General features: G+C 70.6%; 12 protein-coding genes. 9 read left to right on the top strand and 3 right to left on the bottom strand.

The genetic code is table 11. From position 1 onward, the window contains the following. The first annotated feature begins 355 nt into the window (after nucleotides 1–355). The 3 genes from LXN57_RS32595 (at nucleotide 356) to LXN57_RS32585 (ending at nucleotide 2,814) form a co-directional block, all read left to right on the top strand. A complete protein-coding gene (locus LXN57_RS32595) occupies nucleotides 356–1,312 on the top strand; it encodes an alpha/beta hydrolase (RefSeq protein WP_251802035.1) in 957 nt (318 codons plus the stop codon). 7 nt (nucleotides 1,313–1,319) lie between these two features. Then, entirely contained in the window at nucleotides 1,320–2,141 is an 822-nt protein-coding gene (locus LXN57_RS32590) for an alpha/beta hydrolase (protein ID WP_251802034.1), read from the top strand. Between the two features lie 169 nt (nucleotides 2,142–2,310). Beyond that, complete coding sequence (locus LXN57_RS32585; RefSeq protein WP_251802033.1) at nucleotides 2,311–2,814, top strand: SDR family oxidoreductase; 504 nt, start codon at nucleotides 2,311–2,313, stop codon at nucleotides 2,812–2,814. Here the strand turns inward: LXN57_RS32585 and LXN57_RS32580 are convergent. Both LXN57_RS32580 and LXN57_RS32575 read right to left on the bottom strand, forming a co-directional pair. After that, complete coding sequence (locus tag LXN57_RS32580) at nucleotides 2,803–3,159, bottom strand: STAS domain-containing protein (RefSeq protein WP_251802032.1); 357 nt, start codon at nucleotides 3,157–3,159, stop codon at nucleotides 2,803–2,805. The two genes, LXN57_RS32585 and LXN57_RS32580, sit on opposite strands and share 12 nt — an antisense overlap. Nucleotides 3,160–4,111: 952 nt before the next feature. Then, nucleotides 4,112–4,747 carry a helix-turn-helix transcriptional regulator gene (locus LXN57_RS32575; protein WP_251802031.1) on the bottom strand — a complete coding sequence of 212 codons (636 nt, stop codon included), beginning with the start codon at nucleotides 4,745–4,747 and terminating at the stop codon, nucleotides 4,112–4,114. 474 nt (nucleotides 4,748–5,221) lie between these two features. Here LXN57_RS32575 and LXN57_RS32570 point away from each other — a divergent pair, with 474 nt between their 5' ends. The 4 genes from LXN57_RS32570 to LXN57_RS32555 all read left to right on the top strand — a co-directional run bounded on the left by LXN57_RS32570 (nucleotide 5,222) and on the right by LXN57_RS32555 (nucleotide 12,867). Continuing rightward, nucleotides 5,222–5,965 (top strand): SDR family oxidoreductase, encoded by a 744-nt coding sequence (locus LXN57_RS32570; protein ID WP_251802030.1) that lies wholly within the window; start codon nucleotides 5,222–5,224, stop codon nucleotides 5,963–5,965. 2 nt (nucleotides 5,966–5,967) lie between these two features. Then, on the top strand, nucleotides 5,968–6,795 hold the full coding sequence (locus LXN57_RS32565) for an alpha/beta fold hydrolase (RefSeq protein ID WP_251802028.1): 828 nt from the start codon (nucleotides 5,968–5,970) through the stop codon (nucleotides 6,793–6,795). Between the two features lie 275 nt (nucleotides 6,796–7,070). Beyond that, nucleotides 7,071–9,386: an AfsR/SARP family transcriptional regulator gene (locus LXN57_RS32560; RefSeq protein WP_251802027.1), complete on the top strand. Its 2,316-nt coding sequence runs from the start codon at nucleotides 7,071–7,073 to the stop codon at nucleotides 9,384–9,386. 490 nt (nucleotides 9,387–9,876) lie between these two features. Next, nucleotides 9,877–12,867 carry an AfsR/SARP family transcriptional regulator gene (locus tag LXN57_RS32555; protein ID WP_251802026.1) on the top strand — a complete coding sequence of 997 codons (2,991 nt, stop codon included), beginning with the start codon at nucleotides 9,877–9,879 and terminating at the stop codon, nucleotides 12,865–12,867. Between the two features lie 34 nt (nucleotides 12,868–12,901). Here LXN57_RS32555 and LXN57_RS32550 read toward each other — a convergent pair whose 3' ends face one another. Then, on the bottom strand, nucleotides 12,902–13,597 hold the full coding sequence (locus LXN57_RS32550; protein ID WP_251802025.1) for an acyl-CoA reductase: 696 nt from the start codon (nucleotides 13,595–13,597) through the stop codon (nucleotides 12,902–12,904). A gap of 362 nt (nucleotides 13,598–13,959) precedes the next feature. On the opposite strand from LXN57_RS32550, the gene LXN57_RS32545 reads away from it, so the two are divergent. Continuing rightward, nucleotides 13,960–14,853, top strand: coding sequence for a universal stress protein (locus LXN57_RS32545; RefSeq protein WP_251802024.1), 894 nt, complete (start codon nucleotides 13,960–13,962; stop codon nucleotides 14,851–14,853). A gap of 83 nt (nucleotides 14,854–14,936) precedes the next feature. Then, nucleotides 14,937–16,343: a cytochrome ubiquinol oxidase subunit I gene (locus LXN57_RS32540; RefSeq protein ID WP_251802023.1), complete on the top strand. Its 1,407-nt coding sequence runs from the start codon at nucleotides 14,937–14,939 to the stop codon at nucleotides 16,341–16,343. Nucleotides 16,344–16,352 lie beyond the last annotated feature (9 nt).

The following is a 16,352-nucleotide window of genomic DNA, read 5'->3' as shown; positions in this document are numbered from 1 at the left end:
GAATGGTCAGGGTCGCCCCGGGGTGGGCCGCGTTGCTTATGATGCCCCACCCCTCGAGGCGAGGGCCAATCGGATGCCGTCACTGCCACCGGTCACCACGACCAGTTTCTGACTCAGATCCGGTACGGGCAGGTCGTGCGCGCTTTTCGCAACTACTCCTCGGGGATCGGTATTTCCTGAAGAGAATCGCGCGACGGCGGAGTGACAACCATGCCCTCGTGCTACATGGCTGAGCCACCCGGATGACGACCATTTCAGCCGGCCCGGCATCGACACACTCGTTTGGAACTGGATGCGCACACCCGCTGCCTAGCGTCGACAGCGGAACATCCCACCGCACCAGGAGGCACACCCCATGTCCGAAGTCGTACTCGAACCCGCCGGCCAGGCCTTCGCCGACGCCACCTCCACACCGCCCTTCCTCTACGAACTCACCCCCACCGCCGCCCGCAAGGTCCTCGACGACGTCCAGGCCGCGCCCGTCGAACTCCTCCCCGTCGACGAGAAGTGGATCACCGTGCCCGCCGAGGTCGGCGACGTGCGGGTCCGCATCGTCAAGCCTCAGAACACCACCACCACCCTGCCCGTCGTCCTCTACGTCCACGGCGGTGGCTGGGTCCTGGGCAACGCAGGCACCCACGATCGGCTCGTCCGCGAGTTCGCCGTCGGCATCAACGCCGCCGTCGTCTTCGTCGAGTACACCCCCTCCCCCGACGCCCACTACCCCGTCGCCATCGAGCAGGCCTACGCCACCGCCCGCTGGGTGACCACCCACGGCGCCACGGAGAACCTCGACCCCACCCGTATGGCGGTCGCCGGTGACTCGGTCGGTGGCAACATGACCGCGGCCCTCGCCATCCTCGCCAAGCAGCGCGGCGACGTCACCTTCGTCCAGCAGTCCATGTATTACCCCGTGACCGACGCCCGCCAGAACACCGAGAGCTACCGGACCTTCGCCAACGGCCCCTTCCTCACCGCCAAGGCCATGGCCTGGTTCTGGGACAACTACGCCCCCGACCACGCCTCCCGTAGCGAGATCACCGCATCACCCAACCTCGCCACCCCCGCCGACCTCGAAGGTCTGCCCCCCGCCTTCCTGCTCGTTGACGAGGCCGACGTCCTGCGCGACGAGGGCGAGGCCTACGCGGCCAAACTCCGCAGCGCCGGCGTCCCCATCACCACCGTCCGCTACGACGGCATCTGCCACGACTTCATGATGCTCAACCCCCTCAAGGACACCCACGCCGCCAAGGGCGCCACCGCCCAGGCCATCGCCGTCCTCCGTGAAGCCCTCGGCACCGACAAGAGGTAGGGAAGTCATGTCCCGCATCAGGAGGACCCGAGTTCTCGGGCTCGCCGCGTCGGCTCTGCTCGCCGCCGGCATCTTCAGCACCGCCGGGCCGTCCGCGGCCTCCGCCACGCACGGACAGTCGCGGAGCAAACCGACGATCGTCCTGGTGCACGGCGCGTTCGCCGACTCCAGCGGATGGAACGGCGTCACCCGGCGGCTGCTCGACGACGGCTACCCGGTCGTCGCCGCCGCGAATCCGCTTCGTGGGGTGGCCTCAGACGCCACCGCACTCAAAGCTCTGCTGACCAGCATCAAGGGACCAGTCGTTCTGGTCGGGCACTCGTACGGCGGTCTGGTCATCTCCACCGCAGCAGCCGGCAACGCCAACGTCAGAGCGCTGGTCTACGTCGCCGCATTTGCCCCGGAACCGGGTGAAAGCGCGGCGGACCTCTCCGCCAAGTACCCGGGCAGCACCCTCGGCGAGACCCTGCGGCCGGTTCCCCTGTCGGACGGCGACGTCGACCAGTACGTCGACCAGGCGTTGTTCCGGAAGCAGTTCGCCGCCGACGTCCCGGCCCGGGACGCGGCCCTGATGGCCGTTGCACAACGCCCGATCACGGCCTCCGCGCTCAATGAGGACGCGACCGGCCCGCAGGCGTGGCACGGCGTCCGGAGCTACTTCCTGATCGCTGAGGCCGACAAGAACATCCCGCCGGCCGTTCAGCACTTCATGGCAGAGCGGGCGCACGGGGTCGTGAAGAGCGTCAAGGGCGGCTCGCACGCGGTGTTCGCTTCCCAGCCCGGTATCTCCACGTCGTTCATCGAGCGCGCCGCGCGCGAAACGGCCTGATCGGGTCCTGAACGGCGAGTGATCCAGCGATGGGTGGCGGACAGTATGGTCCGCCACCCATCGCTCTTCCCGGCCTTTTTCTCACGAAGGACGAGATTCCCTGACGGTTCTCAGGAGAGGCCGTGCCGGCCACGGCGCCGGATCGGTCTGCTCCCGGACGACGAGGAAGGTGTCCGGCGGCGGCCGAAGCAAGTGCCGGGGTGCACCACCACGTCCTGACCTCATTCGTCGGCGCGGAACGCGCGCCGGGCTGGGCTACTGCCGTGCCGAACTCGTCCAGGAGAAGGTGGTGAGCCCTGCGGCGATGCCGTGGTCCATCATTCGATCGACGCACTCGTTCGAGTTTCTGGCCGACCTGATCGAGGTCAACACCGAAGATGACGTCGTTCGGTTGCCGGCACTGCGCATCCAGCCGATGGCCGCGTCCGACCTCGGCAGGGTCCTCGCCGAGGTGGCCGGCGCACCGGCCGGTGCCGGCATTCAGGAGATCGCCGGACCCGACGAGCTCGGCCTGGACGAGTGGGGCCATCAACTGGCCGGCTATGCAGGGCTCCGGCCGAGGATCATGACCGCACCGACCGCGCGGCCGTTCTTCGGCGCCGCGATCGACGAGCGGGCTCTTCTTCCCGCGCAGGTGCCCGCCGGACGACCACGAGCCTGCTCACCTGGTTGACCGATGAACCTCGCGACCGGACGGCTGCGAGTCGGTGAACTCGAAAAGTCCGTTCCACCCGCACAGTCCGAGAACGTGCAGGGTCAGCGAGTTCACTCCGCGCAAGTAGACCTTTCCACCAGCGCCATGCAGCTCGATCGCCGCGGACGCGAGCGCCTTCAACCCACGTACGTCAATGAATGTCACCTTGGCAAGATCCACGATGAAGTCACCGGCCGCACCTACGAGAAGTCCGAGGGCCATTTCGAGAAGCGGCAGCGTGGACAGGTCGATCTCGCCACCGAGTCGCACACCCGGCGCCTCCGTCAATGCCGTCACTTCCAACGGCCACACCGGTGCGTCCATGGTTGATATGGTTCGCAATCCGTCCTCCAACAGCCGGGTTCTTGCTCTCCGTGATCGGCGGATGATTCACCGCTTCGCTCGAAGCTAGAAGCCGTCCGTGCAACATCAGTGACAGAGCAGTGCCAAGAATCCCCGCCCGATCGGCTCGCGCGGGAAGGCCGGCCCACCGATCGTCGACCTGCTTGTCCTGAGCTCGCTGGAGCCCCACCATGCCCGGCTCTGTATCCGGTAGCACCGGTGCCAGGACCGGAGCCTCCCCGGTCATGACCAGAACACTCGATTCTCAGTGCATACGCACTGCCCCTTCGTAGCGTCCTGAACCTGTACCCGACGCAGTGGAGGCCTCCGTGTCCAGCGCCCAGCTTCGACCGGCTCGCACCCTCGCCACCGATGATGCCCGGGATCAGGCGCCTGACAAGCCCACACTCGGTCGGAACTGCTTTGGCACTCACCCCTCCTAGCGTCGGTGACGACACGGAGCACTCCCGACAAGGCACACCCGAGACCTCCAGAAAGGCAGACTCCTCATGACCGTTCCAACGATCGACCCGAACAAATCTCCCGATCCCTGGTCCAAGCTGTTCTACCGCGGCACTCACCGAGCTCGACGACGCACCACCCCGGCGCCGACAACGGTCACACCGGAAACGGTTCAGTCGCCCGGCGTCACCCGAGCGGCCTGACCCATCACCAAGTCTTTCCACCCGGAGCGTCATGACGGACGCGCTCCCGTTCGGCGTCGCTGCCTGACTTCCCACTGTCCGACGCTGGCCCGAGGCCCGGCTGTGAACGCATCGCATGCCGGATGCGGGCCGCCGGCAGGCCACCAGTACATCAGCGTCAGAACGTCGGTCGGCACGGCGTGCGATCGCCGGTCAGCCGACTCGGCCAATGCTGGGATAACGCCGTCGCGGAGTCGTTCTTCGCCGCCGGGTCGTCGGCCGGGCCGGGTTCAGCCGGTGATCACCCGGCAGCGGTCCGGCGCATCGAAGGGGATCAGGCTGCGGATCCGCAGCGGCTCCCCGGCGCCTTCCATCAGCCCGCGCATGAATCCGAGGTGCATGGCACAGATCGCCCGGCCGTGTTGATCGACCAGCTCCAGGAAGGGGCAGTTGCGGATGGCGATGCCGTCGGCCCGGTCCGTCGCCGGCGCGAACCCGATGTCGTCCAGCTCGCGCACCAGCCACGCCGCCGCCTCCGCCGCGGCCATCCCGGGCGGCGGCGCGGCGTGGCGCAGCCCCCACCGGCGGCCGATCTCCAGCGCGGCGTCCGCCGGTTCGTCGGTGTCGTCCAAGCCGTCGAGCAGCATCTCCGCCAGGATGTGGTAGTTACGCCGACCGGCCGGGTCCATGCCCGGCCGGGTCCGGAACATCAACGGCGGACGTCCGGGCCGGGCGGGGGGCACCGGGGCCTGCTCGACCTGTCCGGCCTCGACCAGCGTCTCCAGGTGAAACCGGACCGTGTTCGGATGGATCTCCAGCCGGCTCGCGATCGCGGCGATGCTCATCGCCTCGTCCGACTCACGCAGCACGCGCAGGACCGCTGACCGGTGACCCGCCCGCGCGGTGCTTCTGCTCGTCTTGGTCATCTGCCGGCCTCCCTCACTGCGGGTGCCCAGGTGGAAGCCGCGGCGGCCGCTCGCCCGGCCAGTTTCCCACAGCGGAGTTGGAAAAACGACTCACGTCCGGCGGCTGTCCCGGGTCGGGCAGCGCCGACCCGAGCACCAGGGCCAGGTCACCGCGGGAGGTCACGCCGAGCTTCGGGAAGACGCCGGGAACTCCGCCGCGGATGCGGCCCGCCCGGGGCCACGTCGTACTCGTGGCGGGTCGGTCGGGGCCGGCGCCGAACCGCGGGGGCCGCCGATGATCGCGCCGATGGCGGCTTCGTCCCGGTCCTGGCCATGACCGTCCCCATCCTGGTGCCGCGCCCGACCCGGGGCCGACGGTTCACCGGGGCCGGTTTCCGGCACAGCGCCGGACAGTCGTCACAGCTTCGTCAGTCGATAGGCACTCGATCTCCCTACCGTCAGGGTCATCCACCGTCACGGAAGCGGGAGACAACCATGAAGTTCGTCATCGTCGGCGGGACCGGCCGGGTCGGCAGTGGCGTGGTCACCAAGCTACGCCAGCAGGGACACGACGTCGTCGCCGCGGCGCCCGAGACGGGCGTCGACACCATCAACGGCACCGGCCTGGACAAAGCGCTGGACAGCGCCGCGGCCGTCTTGGACGTCACCAACTCACCGGACATGTCCGAGCAGCCGGCCACCGAGTTCTTCCGGACGTCGACTCGCAACCTGCTGGCCGCGGAGAGCAGTGCCGGCGTCGGGCACCACGTGACTTTGTCCATCGTCGGTATCGACCGTCCGCACGACCTGGGCTACTACCGGGCCAAGCTGGCCCAGGAACAGGCCGTGCGCGACGGCGACGTGCCCTACACCATCGTGCGTTCCACCCAGTTCATGGACTTTGTCAAGATGCTCGTCGACAGCAGCGCCGACGGCACGCAGGTGCGGCTGCCCAGCACGATGGTGCAGCCGATCGCGGTCACCGACCTGGTGGACGCTCTGGCCACGATCATGACGGAACCGCCGGCCGGGAGCATCGTGGAGGTCGCCGGACCGGAGGCGATGGCGTTCGACGAGTTCGCCCGCCGCCTGTTCGCGGCCACCGGCAACCAACGCACGGTGGTCACCGACCAATCGGCGACACCGTTCTTCGGCGCGGCCCTCGGCGAACGGCTGTTGGTGCCCGGCGCCGGCGCGCGACTGGGTTCCACCGGCATTGCGGACTGGCTGGCGTCCTGACCATGCGGGTACGCGCCCGCGGGCTGACCTTCGACGTGGCGGTGGCCGGGCCGGCCGATGGGGTGCCGGTGCTGTTGCTGCACGGCTTTCCCCAGGACCACCGGGAGTTCGATCAGTTGCTGCCCCGGCTGCACGCCGCCGGTCTGCGCACGTACGCGCCGGATCAGCGCGGGTACTCGCCGGGCGCGCGGCCGGTGGACACCGCGCGGTACGTGTTGACCGAGCCGCAGGCTGATGCCGTGGCCCTGTTGGACGAGCTCGGTCTGGGTTCGGTGCACGTGGTCGGTCACGATTGGGGCGCCCAGGTGGCCTGGCGACTCGCCGCCGAACAGCCGGACCGGGTCCGCACCCTGACCGCAATCTCGCTGCCGCACCCGCGTGCGCTAACCACGGCCCTGAAAAACGATGTCGGTCAACGGATCCGGCTGGGCTATGTGCCGTTGTTGCGTACCACCCGGGCAGGGGATCTTCTGCTGGCCGGCGACGGCCGGGCGATACGTCTGATGATGCGGCGCCTCGGCCCGGCCGCGGACCAATACGTCACGGCGCTGCGCGAACCGGGACGGTTGTCCGGGGCGCTCGCCTGGTACCGGGCCCTGACCGCCGGCCGGGTGCCACGCATCGGCTCGGTCGCGGTGCCGACGACGTACATCTGGGGTACGAAGGATCCCGCGGTGGGCCGCCGTGCCGCCCTCGGCACCCGGGACTGGGTACACGGCCCGTACCGGTTCCTGCCGCTGCCCGGCGTCGGGCATTGGGCGCCGGAAGAGGCACCGGACGACGTGGCGACTGCGGTCCTGGACCGGATCGGGGCGCCCACCCAGCACTGACACCGGGTCACCGCTCGTCCGGCCGCCTCGGCACCGTGCCCGGCGTGCTCAGCGGCTGACCGACGACCTGCACCGCGAAGAAGCGAGACCACACGGCCGACCAGCAGCGCCGGGTTCCCGTGGTGGGGCTCGGCATCTGCGCCGGGCACCGCCCCGGTAAGCCCCCGGGCCTCGGTGCCGCGATGCTGCCCACACCGATCTCAGTCATGTGACTCATTCTTCGCTACCCGGCCGCTGCGCATGCTGGCAGGACGGCGACGACAGGGGGCACCGCGATGCAGGTACGGTTCGGCATTCTTGGGCCCGTCCGCATCTGGCACGGGGACACGGAGCGGGACGCCGGCGCACGGCAGCAGCGGCTGATCCTCGGTCTGCTCCTCGCGCGATCCGGCGCCGTCGTCAGCCAGTACGAGCTCGTTGACGCGGTCTGGGGTTCCGAGCCGCCGCCGAGCGCCACCAATGTGCTGCACCGCTCGATCGGTCTGCTGCGCCGGACTATGGAGCCGGGCCTGCCGACCCGCGCCACCGGTTCGTTGCTGACCAGGGTCGGGACCGGGTACCGGCTGACGGTGCGGCCGGCCACTCTCGATCTGCTCGCCTTCCGTGATCTCGTGACACAGGCCCGCCGGCACCCCGACAAGCACACGGCACTGGAGCGATACCTGCACGCGTTGAGCCTGTGGCGCGGTGTGTGCGCGTCCGGCCTCGAACCGGCCGGCCGGCCGTGCCCCGTCTTCACCAGCATCGACGGCGAGCGGTCGCAGGCCACCCGGGACGCCGCCGACCTCGCCCTGACCATCGGCGAGGTGTCCCGGGTGCTTCCGGCGCTGCGGTCCGCGGCCCTGCCCCACCCGCTGGACGAGGCCCTGCAGAGCCGCCACGTGCGGGCCTTGGCCGCCGACGGGCAACGGGCCCAGGCGCTGGCGGTGTACCGCACCGTCCGCGTTCGTCTCGCGGAGGAACTCGGCATCGACCCGGGCGCGGAACTGCGCGCGGCACATGACGCGTTGACCCGCGCCACCACCGGCCCCCGGCCGGGGGCGTACCGGAGCCGACCGGCCCAGCTGCCGTCCGATCATCCATTCTTCGCCGCCCCGCCTCCGGTGGTCGACCGGGCGCTGGAGATCATCGAACGGCAGCGCCGTGCCGGGCCCGCGGTCCTGAACATCAACGGGATGCCCGGGATCGGCAAGACCACGCTGGCGATCCACGTGGCACACCGGCTCGCCGCGGCAAGCCCGGACGGGCAGCTGTACGCCGATCTGCGCGGCGTCGACCCGACCGCCGTGGTCCGCCCGACCGAAGCCCTGCGTGGTTTCCTGACCTCCCTGGGTGAGCTGCCACGGACCCTGCCGGGCGACGTCGCGGCACTCGCCCGTCGATACCGTGCGGTGCTTGCCGGCCGCCGGGTTCTGCTCGTACTGGACAACTGCGACGACCCGGACCTGATCCGTGAACTGCTTCCCGGTACGCCCGGCAGCGTGGTGATCGTAACGAGCCGCTCGGGGTCCGGTACCGGCGACAAGACCCTTCGCCTCGATCTGCCGGACAGCGACGAGGCCCGTGACCTCCTCGCGCTGCGCCTCGGCGCCACCCGGACCGCCGCGGAGCCCGGACCGGTGCAACAGATCATCGCCGCCTGCGGCCACCTCCCGCTGGCCCTGGCGATGGTCGCCGCGCGAGCCGCCGCCAACCCGCACACGCCGCTGGCCACGATTGCCGGGGAGCTGCGCGACGGGCCCGGCCGGACAGCCGGCTTCTGGTCCGACGACGCCGGCCTGGCAGCCGCCTTCTCCTGGTCCTATCAGCGGCTCACCCCGGCGGCCGCCCGAGTGTTCCGCCTGCTACCACTGCATCCAGGCCCGGACATGACAACCGCCTCCATCGCCGCGCTGGCCGGTGTCACCGCGCCGGAGGCCCGGCTGGTCGTCGGTGACCTGATGTCGCACGCTCTGCTCGAGCTGCGCACCGGCCGGTTACACCTGCACCAACTCCTGCGGGCGTATGCCCGCGTCCTCAGCGCCGAGGACGGCGCCGGCGCCGACCATCGCGCCGTCGACCGGGTCGTCGGCTACTACGTGGCCACCGCGGCGGCGGCCTACCGGTGCAGCGGTCTCCTCGTCACGGCGCAGCCACCGCTGTCACCGCCCGGCGCCACGCCCGCGGTGTTCACCGGCCGCGACGACGCCGTCGCGTGGCTCGCGGCTGAACGGCCCACGTTGATCGACATCGCGCTCACCGCCGACCGGCACGGCCGCCGGCGCCTCGCCTTGCACCTGGTGACCCTGCTGCGGGACGACCCGCACCTCACCGATCGGCGGCCCGGCCAGGAGACGACCGGCCGGTACGTGCGTGCCAGCCTGCTGCACCGCAGCCTCGGCGAGACGGCGGTGGCGCTCCGCGGGCCCGCCCGGGTGGCCGGGCCGACGCACCCGTCCCCCGCCGGTGCCGACCCGGCCGGCGCCCACCTGAGCGTCGCGATCGGTGACGTCATACGCGACGGGCTGGCAGCACCGCACAGCGTCCGCGCCTCATGGGAGAAGGCGTTGGCGTTTCTGCGGCCCGGTCCGCGGTTCTCCCCGCCCCGGTGATCAGAGTTGTGGCGGTGGGTGGGGACGCGTCGCGGCTCACCCCGCGCGAGGCCGGGCACCACGGCGTCCCGGCGACGCGCCGCACAGGGATAGACGCCTTGTCCCCCGCACCGGAGTCGACCGGGAGGGCTGGCTGGTCCGGCGGACGGCGGACAGCCGACAGCGATGCCCGCGGCGCTCCCGACCGGCGATGACCCCGGTCGCTGTGGCGCAGTCGCCCGACTGATTACTTCGGCAACGGACCGGACGAGAGTCGTAACGGCCGGAACGCCGTACCAGCGGCGCCGACGCCGACAGGGGGTCTTCCTATGCCCACCGCCGCCGCCACGACCACTGCGGCCACCGCCACGACCCAGACCGACGCCCGCCCGGGACCGAAGGCCGTACCGGCCTCCCGGCGACAGCCGCACCGCACCGCCCGAATGACCCGGCCGCCCACCTGGTGACCCCACCGACCGATGCCCACGCTCATCACCTCACCGGAGCAGCCATGTCAGCTGTGCGTTTCACCATCCTGGGCCCGGTCCGCGCCTGGCGCGACGACGCCGACCTCGACCTCGGCGGCCGGCAGCAACGCCTCGTACTGGCCCTGCTACTGGCCCGGACCGGCACGGTGGTCAGCGTCAGCGAACTGATCGACGCGGTCTGGGAGAACGAACCGCCGCCGAGCGCCGTCAACGTGGTCCACCGCTACATCGGCACCCTGCGCCGGCTGATCGAGCCCGACCTGCCGGTCCGCGCGACCGGCGAATACCTGATCCGGCACGCGGCCGGTTACCGGCTCAGGGTCGACGCCGACACGCTTGATCTTGTCCGGTTCCGCCGCCTCGTCCAGGATGCCCGGCGCGCCAGCGACCCCGACGCGGCAGTGAAGTACTACGCCGGCGCGCTGGCGCTGTGGCGCGGTCTCTGCGCGGCCGGGCTCGAGCCGATCTCCCGGACCCATCCCGTCCTGGTGGCGATCGAAGCCGAACGGGCACAGGTGCTGCGCGACGCGGCCGACGCGGCTCTGAACCTGGGTCAGGTGCGCCTGGTCATCCCGGCTCTGCGGCAGGCCGTCGGCTGGACACCCCTGGACGAGCCGCTGCAGGCCCGCCTGATCGCTGCCCTGGCCGCCGACGGACGGCAGGCCGAGGCGGTGGAGGCGTACCAGGAGGTCCGCCGCCGGCTCAGCGCCGAGCTCGGCATCCCGCCGGGGCGGGAACTGTCCGAGGCGTACGACCGGCTGCTGCACCAGCGACCCAGCGCGCCGATCGCCGAACCCGCCCCCGCGCCCCCGGTGGAGGAGCCGGCCACTCCCGCGCAGCTGCCACCCGATCACCCGTTCTTCACCGGCCGCGACGACGTCCTCGCCCGCGCGGCGACCATCGTCGAGCACGACCGCGCCCTGGGGCGGCCCACGGTGACCCTGGCCGTGGACGGCATGCCCGGCATCGGCAAGACCACCCTCGCGGTGCATCTGGGACATCAGCTGGCCGATGCCCATCCGGACGGGCAGCTGTACGCGGACCTGCGGGGCTTCTCCGCGCGGGGTCCGGCGATGAACCCGGAGGAGGCGCTGCGCGGCTTCCTCGGTTCACTCGGCGTCGCGCAGGAGATGATCCCGACCGAGTTGCACGCGCTCGCCGGGCTCTACCGCAGCATCATCGCGGGCCGCAGCGTGCTGGTCGTGCTGGACAACGCCCGCGATTTCGAGCAGGTCAGACATCTGTTGCCGCCCGGCCCGGACAGCTCGGCCATCGTCACCAGCCGAGTCCGGATCACCGGCCTGGTCACCGTCGCGGGCGCTCATCCGATGCCCCTGGAGCTTCCGGCCGCCCCCGAGGCCCGGCAGATCCTGACGCGCCGCATCGGCAGGGGGCGCGGGGCGGTGCACCCGGCGGCAGCCGACGAGATCATCCGCCGGTGCGGCCGACTGCCACTGGCCGTCGCGCTGGTCGCCGCCCGCGCGGTGGCCAGGCCGGACAGCCCGTTGACCGACATCGCAGCCGAGCTGTCGCTCGATGGCAACGGCCTGGACGGATTCGGCATGGATCCCACCACCGGCCTCGCCGCGGTGTTCTCCTGGTCCTACCGGGCGCTGAGTCCCGCGGCGGCACGCCTGCTGCGGCTGCTGCCGGTGCATCCCGGCGCCACGGTGAGCACGGCGGCCGCAGCTAGCCTCGCCGCGGTCGACCTGCGAGCCGCGAAGGCCCTTCTCGGCGAACTCGCGACGTACATGTTCACCCAGGAGCAGTCCGGCCGGCACCGGGTCCACGAACTCATCCGGACTTTTGCCGAGGACCTGAGCCTGCGACACGACCACCCCGAGGATCGCCGGGCCGCCCTCGACCGCATGCTCGAGCACTACCGGGCCGGGTCGTACGCGGCCCATCTGCGCCTCGACCCCGCCCTGGCCGCACCGGCGCCGCCACCCGCGCGACCGGGTGTGCTCGTGCCGGACATCGCCGACCGGGAAGAGGCGATGGCGTGGTTCACCGATCGACATCGGGTCCTGGCCGACGTCGTCGCGCTGGCCGACGCCCACGACGCCCACGACATCGCCTGGCACGTGGCTCTGACGGCGCAGAATTTCCTGCACTTCACCGGCCGTATCCGCGACTGGGCCGCGATCTCCCGCCGAGGACTCGCCGCCGCCCGCACCGACGTCGCCCTCGACGGCCAGGCGCATCTGCACCGCAGCCTGGCAGGCGCCATGTTCCTGTCGGATGACCCGGCCGGCGCGGCCAGGCAGCTGAACCTGGCCGACGACCTGATGCGGCGGACCGGTGACCGGCACGGTCGCGCCGTCGTGGCCCTGAACCGGGCCTACCTGCAAGCCGACGAGCACCGCCATGCCGACGCGGTACGGCACGGTGAACAGGCCCTGGCCCTGTTCCGGGCGGCCGACGACACCCAGAACCAGGCGCGGGCCCTCCGCGTCATGGCGGGCAGCCTGGCGATGCTCGGCCAGCATCAGGACGCCCTGGACCTGCTACGGGAGACGCTGGCGATGTCCTGGGCGGCCGGCGACGCGGTCGGCGCAGGGCACAGCTGGGACCTGCTCGGGCAGACCTATCAGGACATGGGCCACCGTCAGGAGTCCATCGACCACTGGGAGCAGGCCGCTCAGACGTACCGCCGGGCCGGTGTCCCGGCCGCGCTCGGCGACGTGCTGCTGATCCTCGGCGACACCTACCGGCTGGACGGCGACGAACCGGCCGCCCGACGGCGCTGGGCCGAAGCGCTCAGCCGCCTGCCCGATCAGGGTGGACCGCTGGCCGACGAACTGCACGACCGGCTGGGCTCCGGTCCCCGCCGACCCGATCGCCTTCTCCCCGGCCTGGCCGCCCTCTCGCCGACACCGCCTGAAAAAATCATGAAATGCGTCAACGACGACATCGCGACCTTCCGGGCCGATCGGGGTGACGTCGGCGGTCCCGAAGCTGGCCGGCCGGCAGCGGGGCCGAGCCGGCCTCGGGGCCGGGTCAACTCCGGATGACGCTGACCGGGGTCGCGGCCCGCACGGTCCGCACCTAGCCGTCGAAGCACACGCTGTCGGCCTGCTCGACGGCGTGGCGCAGGGCGGTGGTGTCGTCCCGACGCCAGTACGTGACCACGACGGCGTCCGCGACCAGCGGCTCAACCGCGTGGATGGAACGCAGGAACGCGGCCGCGAAACCCGGCTCCCGCGACGGGACCCGCGCGAGCACCGCCGATCCGCCGAGCAGAATGCGCGTCACGGTCCGGACGATCGAGCCCGGCACGGCGCCGGACATCATGCCGAGAGTCACCGCCGTTCCATGCCACGCCGCCGGTTCCTGGTCATGGCGGTGGTGTCGTCGCGCCCGTAGCGTACTGAGCAGCACGTCGCGGCGGCAGGCGGCCAGCTCGGCGTCGAACAGCCGCTGCAGCGTCCACACCGGCATACCCGTACTTCGGGTAGCCGCGTCGAGGACGGCGCGACGTGGCGCAAAGGCGTGGTCGGTCCAGCGCGCGGCGGCCGTCTCGATCACCGTGGCGACGTGTTCGTCGGGTAGCTCCCGCATCAAGTACCCGGCGACGCGCAACCCGTCACCGAGTTGAGGCCAGCCGGCCGCGGCGGGGCGCCGGCCGTGCCGCACCGGCGCGTACAGGGTGAACGGCACGAAGGCGATATCCGCGGCCCAGTCCGGAATCCAGGTCAGCTGCCTGGGCCGCGGCTCGTTCGCGTCAGCGCGCGTGATCGTCACTTTCGTCCTCCAGAGAGTATCCGTCCGGAGCACTCACTGTTCGCCGGCACAGTGCCAAGCCGGTGACCTTCCTCTGACACCGGCGCTGACAACCCCCGCCGACGCACACCGTCGGCGGTGTCACCGAGATGTCACTGGATCCGCACCGCGTGCCCCTAGCGTCAGCGCCGATCAGCAATGCGGGCATACCGCTGCCCGCGCTTCCGCTTCGAATCCCCAAAGGGGAGACGCATGGCGCTCGCCCCGCTCAGCAGCACACAGCGGCGTGTCCTGCCGAAGGTGTCCGACCGGCGAATCCGCCGAAATGGACCCCCACCGCTTTGGTGCGCCGACGATGACCCTTCCCAACCTATTAGCTGGAGATGAGAGCCGTGTCTGAGGCACCCGTCCTGGTCGGCATCGACGGATCGGTCCGCAGTCTCGACGCCGTGCTGTGCGCTGCCTCGGCAGCCGCTGCCCGAGGACGTCCACTGCGAATCGTGTACGCCCATATCTGGCCCCTACTGCACCAGGGCACACCGCCGGGCGTACCCCGCGTCTCGGCCGCGTCGCTGGCCGAGCAGGCCGAGAACGACCTGGCCGAAGCGGCGCGGGTCGCCGCGTCGGTGTCGCCGGACCTGGTCATCGGCACCGCGCTGATTCCCGGCGCGGCGGCGCCGGTACTGATCTCCGAGAGCCGCCACGCCGAGCTGCTCGTTCTCGGTGACCGTGGCCTCGGCGCGTTCTCCGGGATGATCATCGGTTCGATCGCGGTGCAGGCCGCCACCCACGCCCACTGCCCGGTCCTGGTGGTCCGGGGCGTGACCCGCGATTCCGGCCCGGTCGTCGCCGGAGTCGACGGATCTGCGATGTCGGCGGCGGCCATCGAGTTCTCAGCCGCCGAGGCCGTACGACGTGGCACTCATCTCGTCGCCCTGCACGCCTACACCGACGTCCACCCCTACGGCAGTGACCCGGAGACGCCGCCCGGCCACAAAGCCGCGGTGATCGAGGAAGGTCACCGGCAGGCCCTGACGGAGACCATCGCCGCGACCGCCGCGCGCTTTCCCGAGCTGACGATCCGGCACGAAGCAGTCAACGGCAGTGCCGGCCGGCTGCTGACCGAGAGGTCCCAGGAAGCCCAGCTGGTGGTCGTCGGCAGCCGGGGCCGGGGCGGCTTCACCGGGCTGGTGCTCGGTTCAGTCAGCCAGCACCTCGTCTATCACGCCGAATGCCCGGTCGCCGTGGTCCGCCCGGCGCTGGTCACCACCATGTGATGCCCTCAGCGGTCCGCGCCGTTCTCCTCGGAGATGACAGGGATCCCGGGACCGCCCCCTAACGATTCGAACAGGGAACGTTCATGGACACGCTCGACATCGCCCGATGGCAGTTCGGTATCACCACCGTCTACCACTTCATCTTTGTCCCGATCACCATCGGGATGTCCGCCCTGGTGGCGGGATTACAGACCGCCTGGGTACGCACCGGCAAGGAGCACTACCTCCGCGCCACGAAGTTCTGGGGCAAGCTGTTTTTGATCAACTTCGCGATCGGGGTGGTCACCGGTCTGGTGCAGGAGTTCCAGTTCGGAATGAACTGGAGTGACTACTCCCGCTTCGTCGGTGACGTGTTCGGCGCACCCCTGGCCATCGAAGGATTGCTCGCCTTCTTCCTCGAGTCCACCTTCCTCGGGTTGTGGATCTTCGGATGGGACCGACTGCCGAAGAGGCTGCACCTGATGACGATGTGGCTGGTCGCCATCGGCACCCTGTTGTCGGCCTACTTCATCCTGGCCGCCAACTCGTGGATGCAGCATCCCGTCGGCTACCAGCTGAACCCGGAGACCGGCCGCGCTGAACTGACCAGCATCAGCGCGCTGCTCACCAACTCCACGACGCTGGTCGCGTTCCCGCACACCATCTCCGCGGCGTACATGACCGCCGGGGCAGTCATGCTGGCGGTCAGCGCCTGGCATCTGAGCCGCCGAAACCAGGTGGAGGTCTTCCGCCCCGGCCTCAAGCTCGGCGCCTGGGTCGTCCTCATTGCCGGCCTGGGCACCCTGATCAGTGGCGATCAGCAGGCCCGCGTCATGACCGAACAGCAGCCGATGAAGATGGCCGCCGCCGAAGCCCTCTACCGGACCTCCGCCCCGGCCAGCTTCTCGGTCTTCACCGTCGGCTCGCTCGACGGCGACGAGGAGCTGTACAGCCTGCGTATCCCGAACCTGCTGTCGGTGCTGGGCACCGGAACACTCGACGGCCGGGTAGAAGGCATCGACGACCTTCAGGCTGAATACGAGCAGAGGTACGGCCCGGGTGACTACTCCCCCAACATTCCGGTCACCTACTGGGCGTTCCGTCTCATGATCGGCACGGGCGGCCTGGCCATCCTCGTGGCTCTGGTGGCGCTCGCCGCCGTCCGCCAGGGGCGACATCCCGCCGGCCGTACCGGGCGCTGGCTCTGGATCGCCGCGATCTCAGCCGTGGCCATGCCGTTGCTCGCCAACAGCTTCGGCTGGATCTTCACGGAGATGGGCCGGCAACCGTGGACCGTCTTCGGTGTTCTCCAGACCGCCGACAGCGTCTCCCCCTCGGTCACGCCAGGAGAAGCGGCGACCTCGCTGATCACGTTGACCGTCCTCTACGGCGTACTCGCCGTCATCGAGATCGGGCTGTTCCTCAAGTACGCGAAGGCGGGCGCACCCCAGCAGCAGCCACCCGGCACCGATGACGAGGAAGCCGACCGCCCGATCGCCTTCGCCTACTAGCAGCACCGA

The organism is Paractinoplanes hotanensis (assembly GCF_023717965.1).
Taxonomy (GTDB): Bacteria; Actinomycetota; Actinomycetes; order Mycobacteriales; family Micromonosporaceae; genus Actinoplanes; species Actinoplanes polyasparticus.
The sequence above is the reverse complement of the archived record's forward strand: the minus strand, read 5'-3'. Positions and strand labels throughout refer to the sequence as shown.

Bases quoted from the DNA above. Each gene is read 5' to 3' on its own strand.
- LXN57_RS32580 (WP_251802032.1), bottom strand. From the start codon at position 3,159: ATGGACGCACCGGTGTGGCCGTTGGAAGTGACGGCATTGACGGAGGCG.
- LXN57_RS32590 (WP_251802034.1), top strand. From the start codon at position 1,320: ATGTCCCGCATCAGGAGGACCCGAGTTCTCGGGCTCGCCGCGTCGGCT.
- LXN57_RS32570 (WP_251802030.1), top strand. From the start codon at position 5,222: ATGAAGTTCGTCATCGTCGGCGGGACCGGCCGGGTCGGCAGTGGCGTG.
- LXN57_RS32575 (WP_251802031.1), bottom strand. From the start codon at position 4,747: ATGACCAAGACGAGCAGAAGCACCGCGCGGGCGGGTCACCGGTCAGCG.
- LXN57_RS32560 (WP_251802027.1), top strand. From the start codon at position 7,071: ATGCAGGTACGGTTCGGCATTCTTGGGCCCGTCCGCATCTGGCACGGG.
- LXN57_RS32565 (WP_251802028.1), top strand. From the start codon at position 5,968: ATGCGGGTACGCGCCCGCGGGCTGACCTTCGACGTGGCGGTGGCCGGG.
- LXN57_RS32595 (WP_251802035.1), top strand. From the start codon at position 356: ATGTCCGAAGTCGTACTCGAACCCGCCGGCCAGGCCTTCGCCGACGCC.
- LXN57_RS32545 (WP_251802024.1), top strand. From the start codon at position 13,960: ATGAGAGCCGTGTCTGAGGCACCCGTCCTGGTCGGCATCGACGGATCG.
- LXN57_RS32555 (WP_251802026.1), top strand. From the start codon at position 9,877: ATGTCAGCTGTGCGTTTCACCATCCTGGGCCCGGTCCGCGCCTGGCGC.
- LXN57_RS32540 (WP_251802023.1), top strand. From the start codon at position 14,937: ATGGACACGCTCGACATCGCCCGATGGCAGTTCGGTATCACCACCGTC.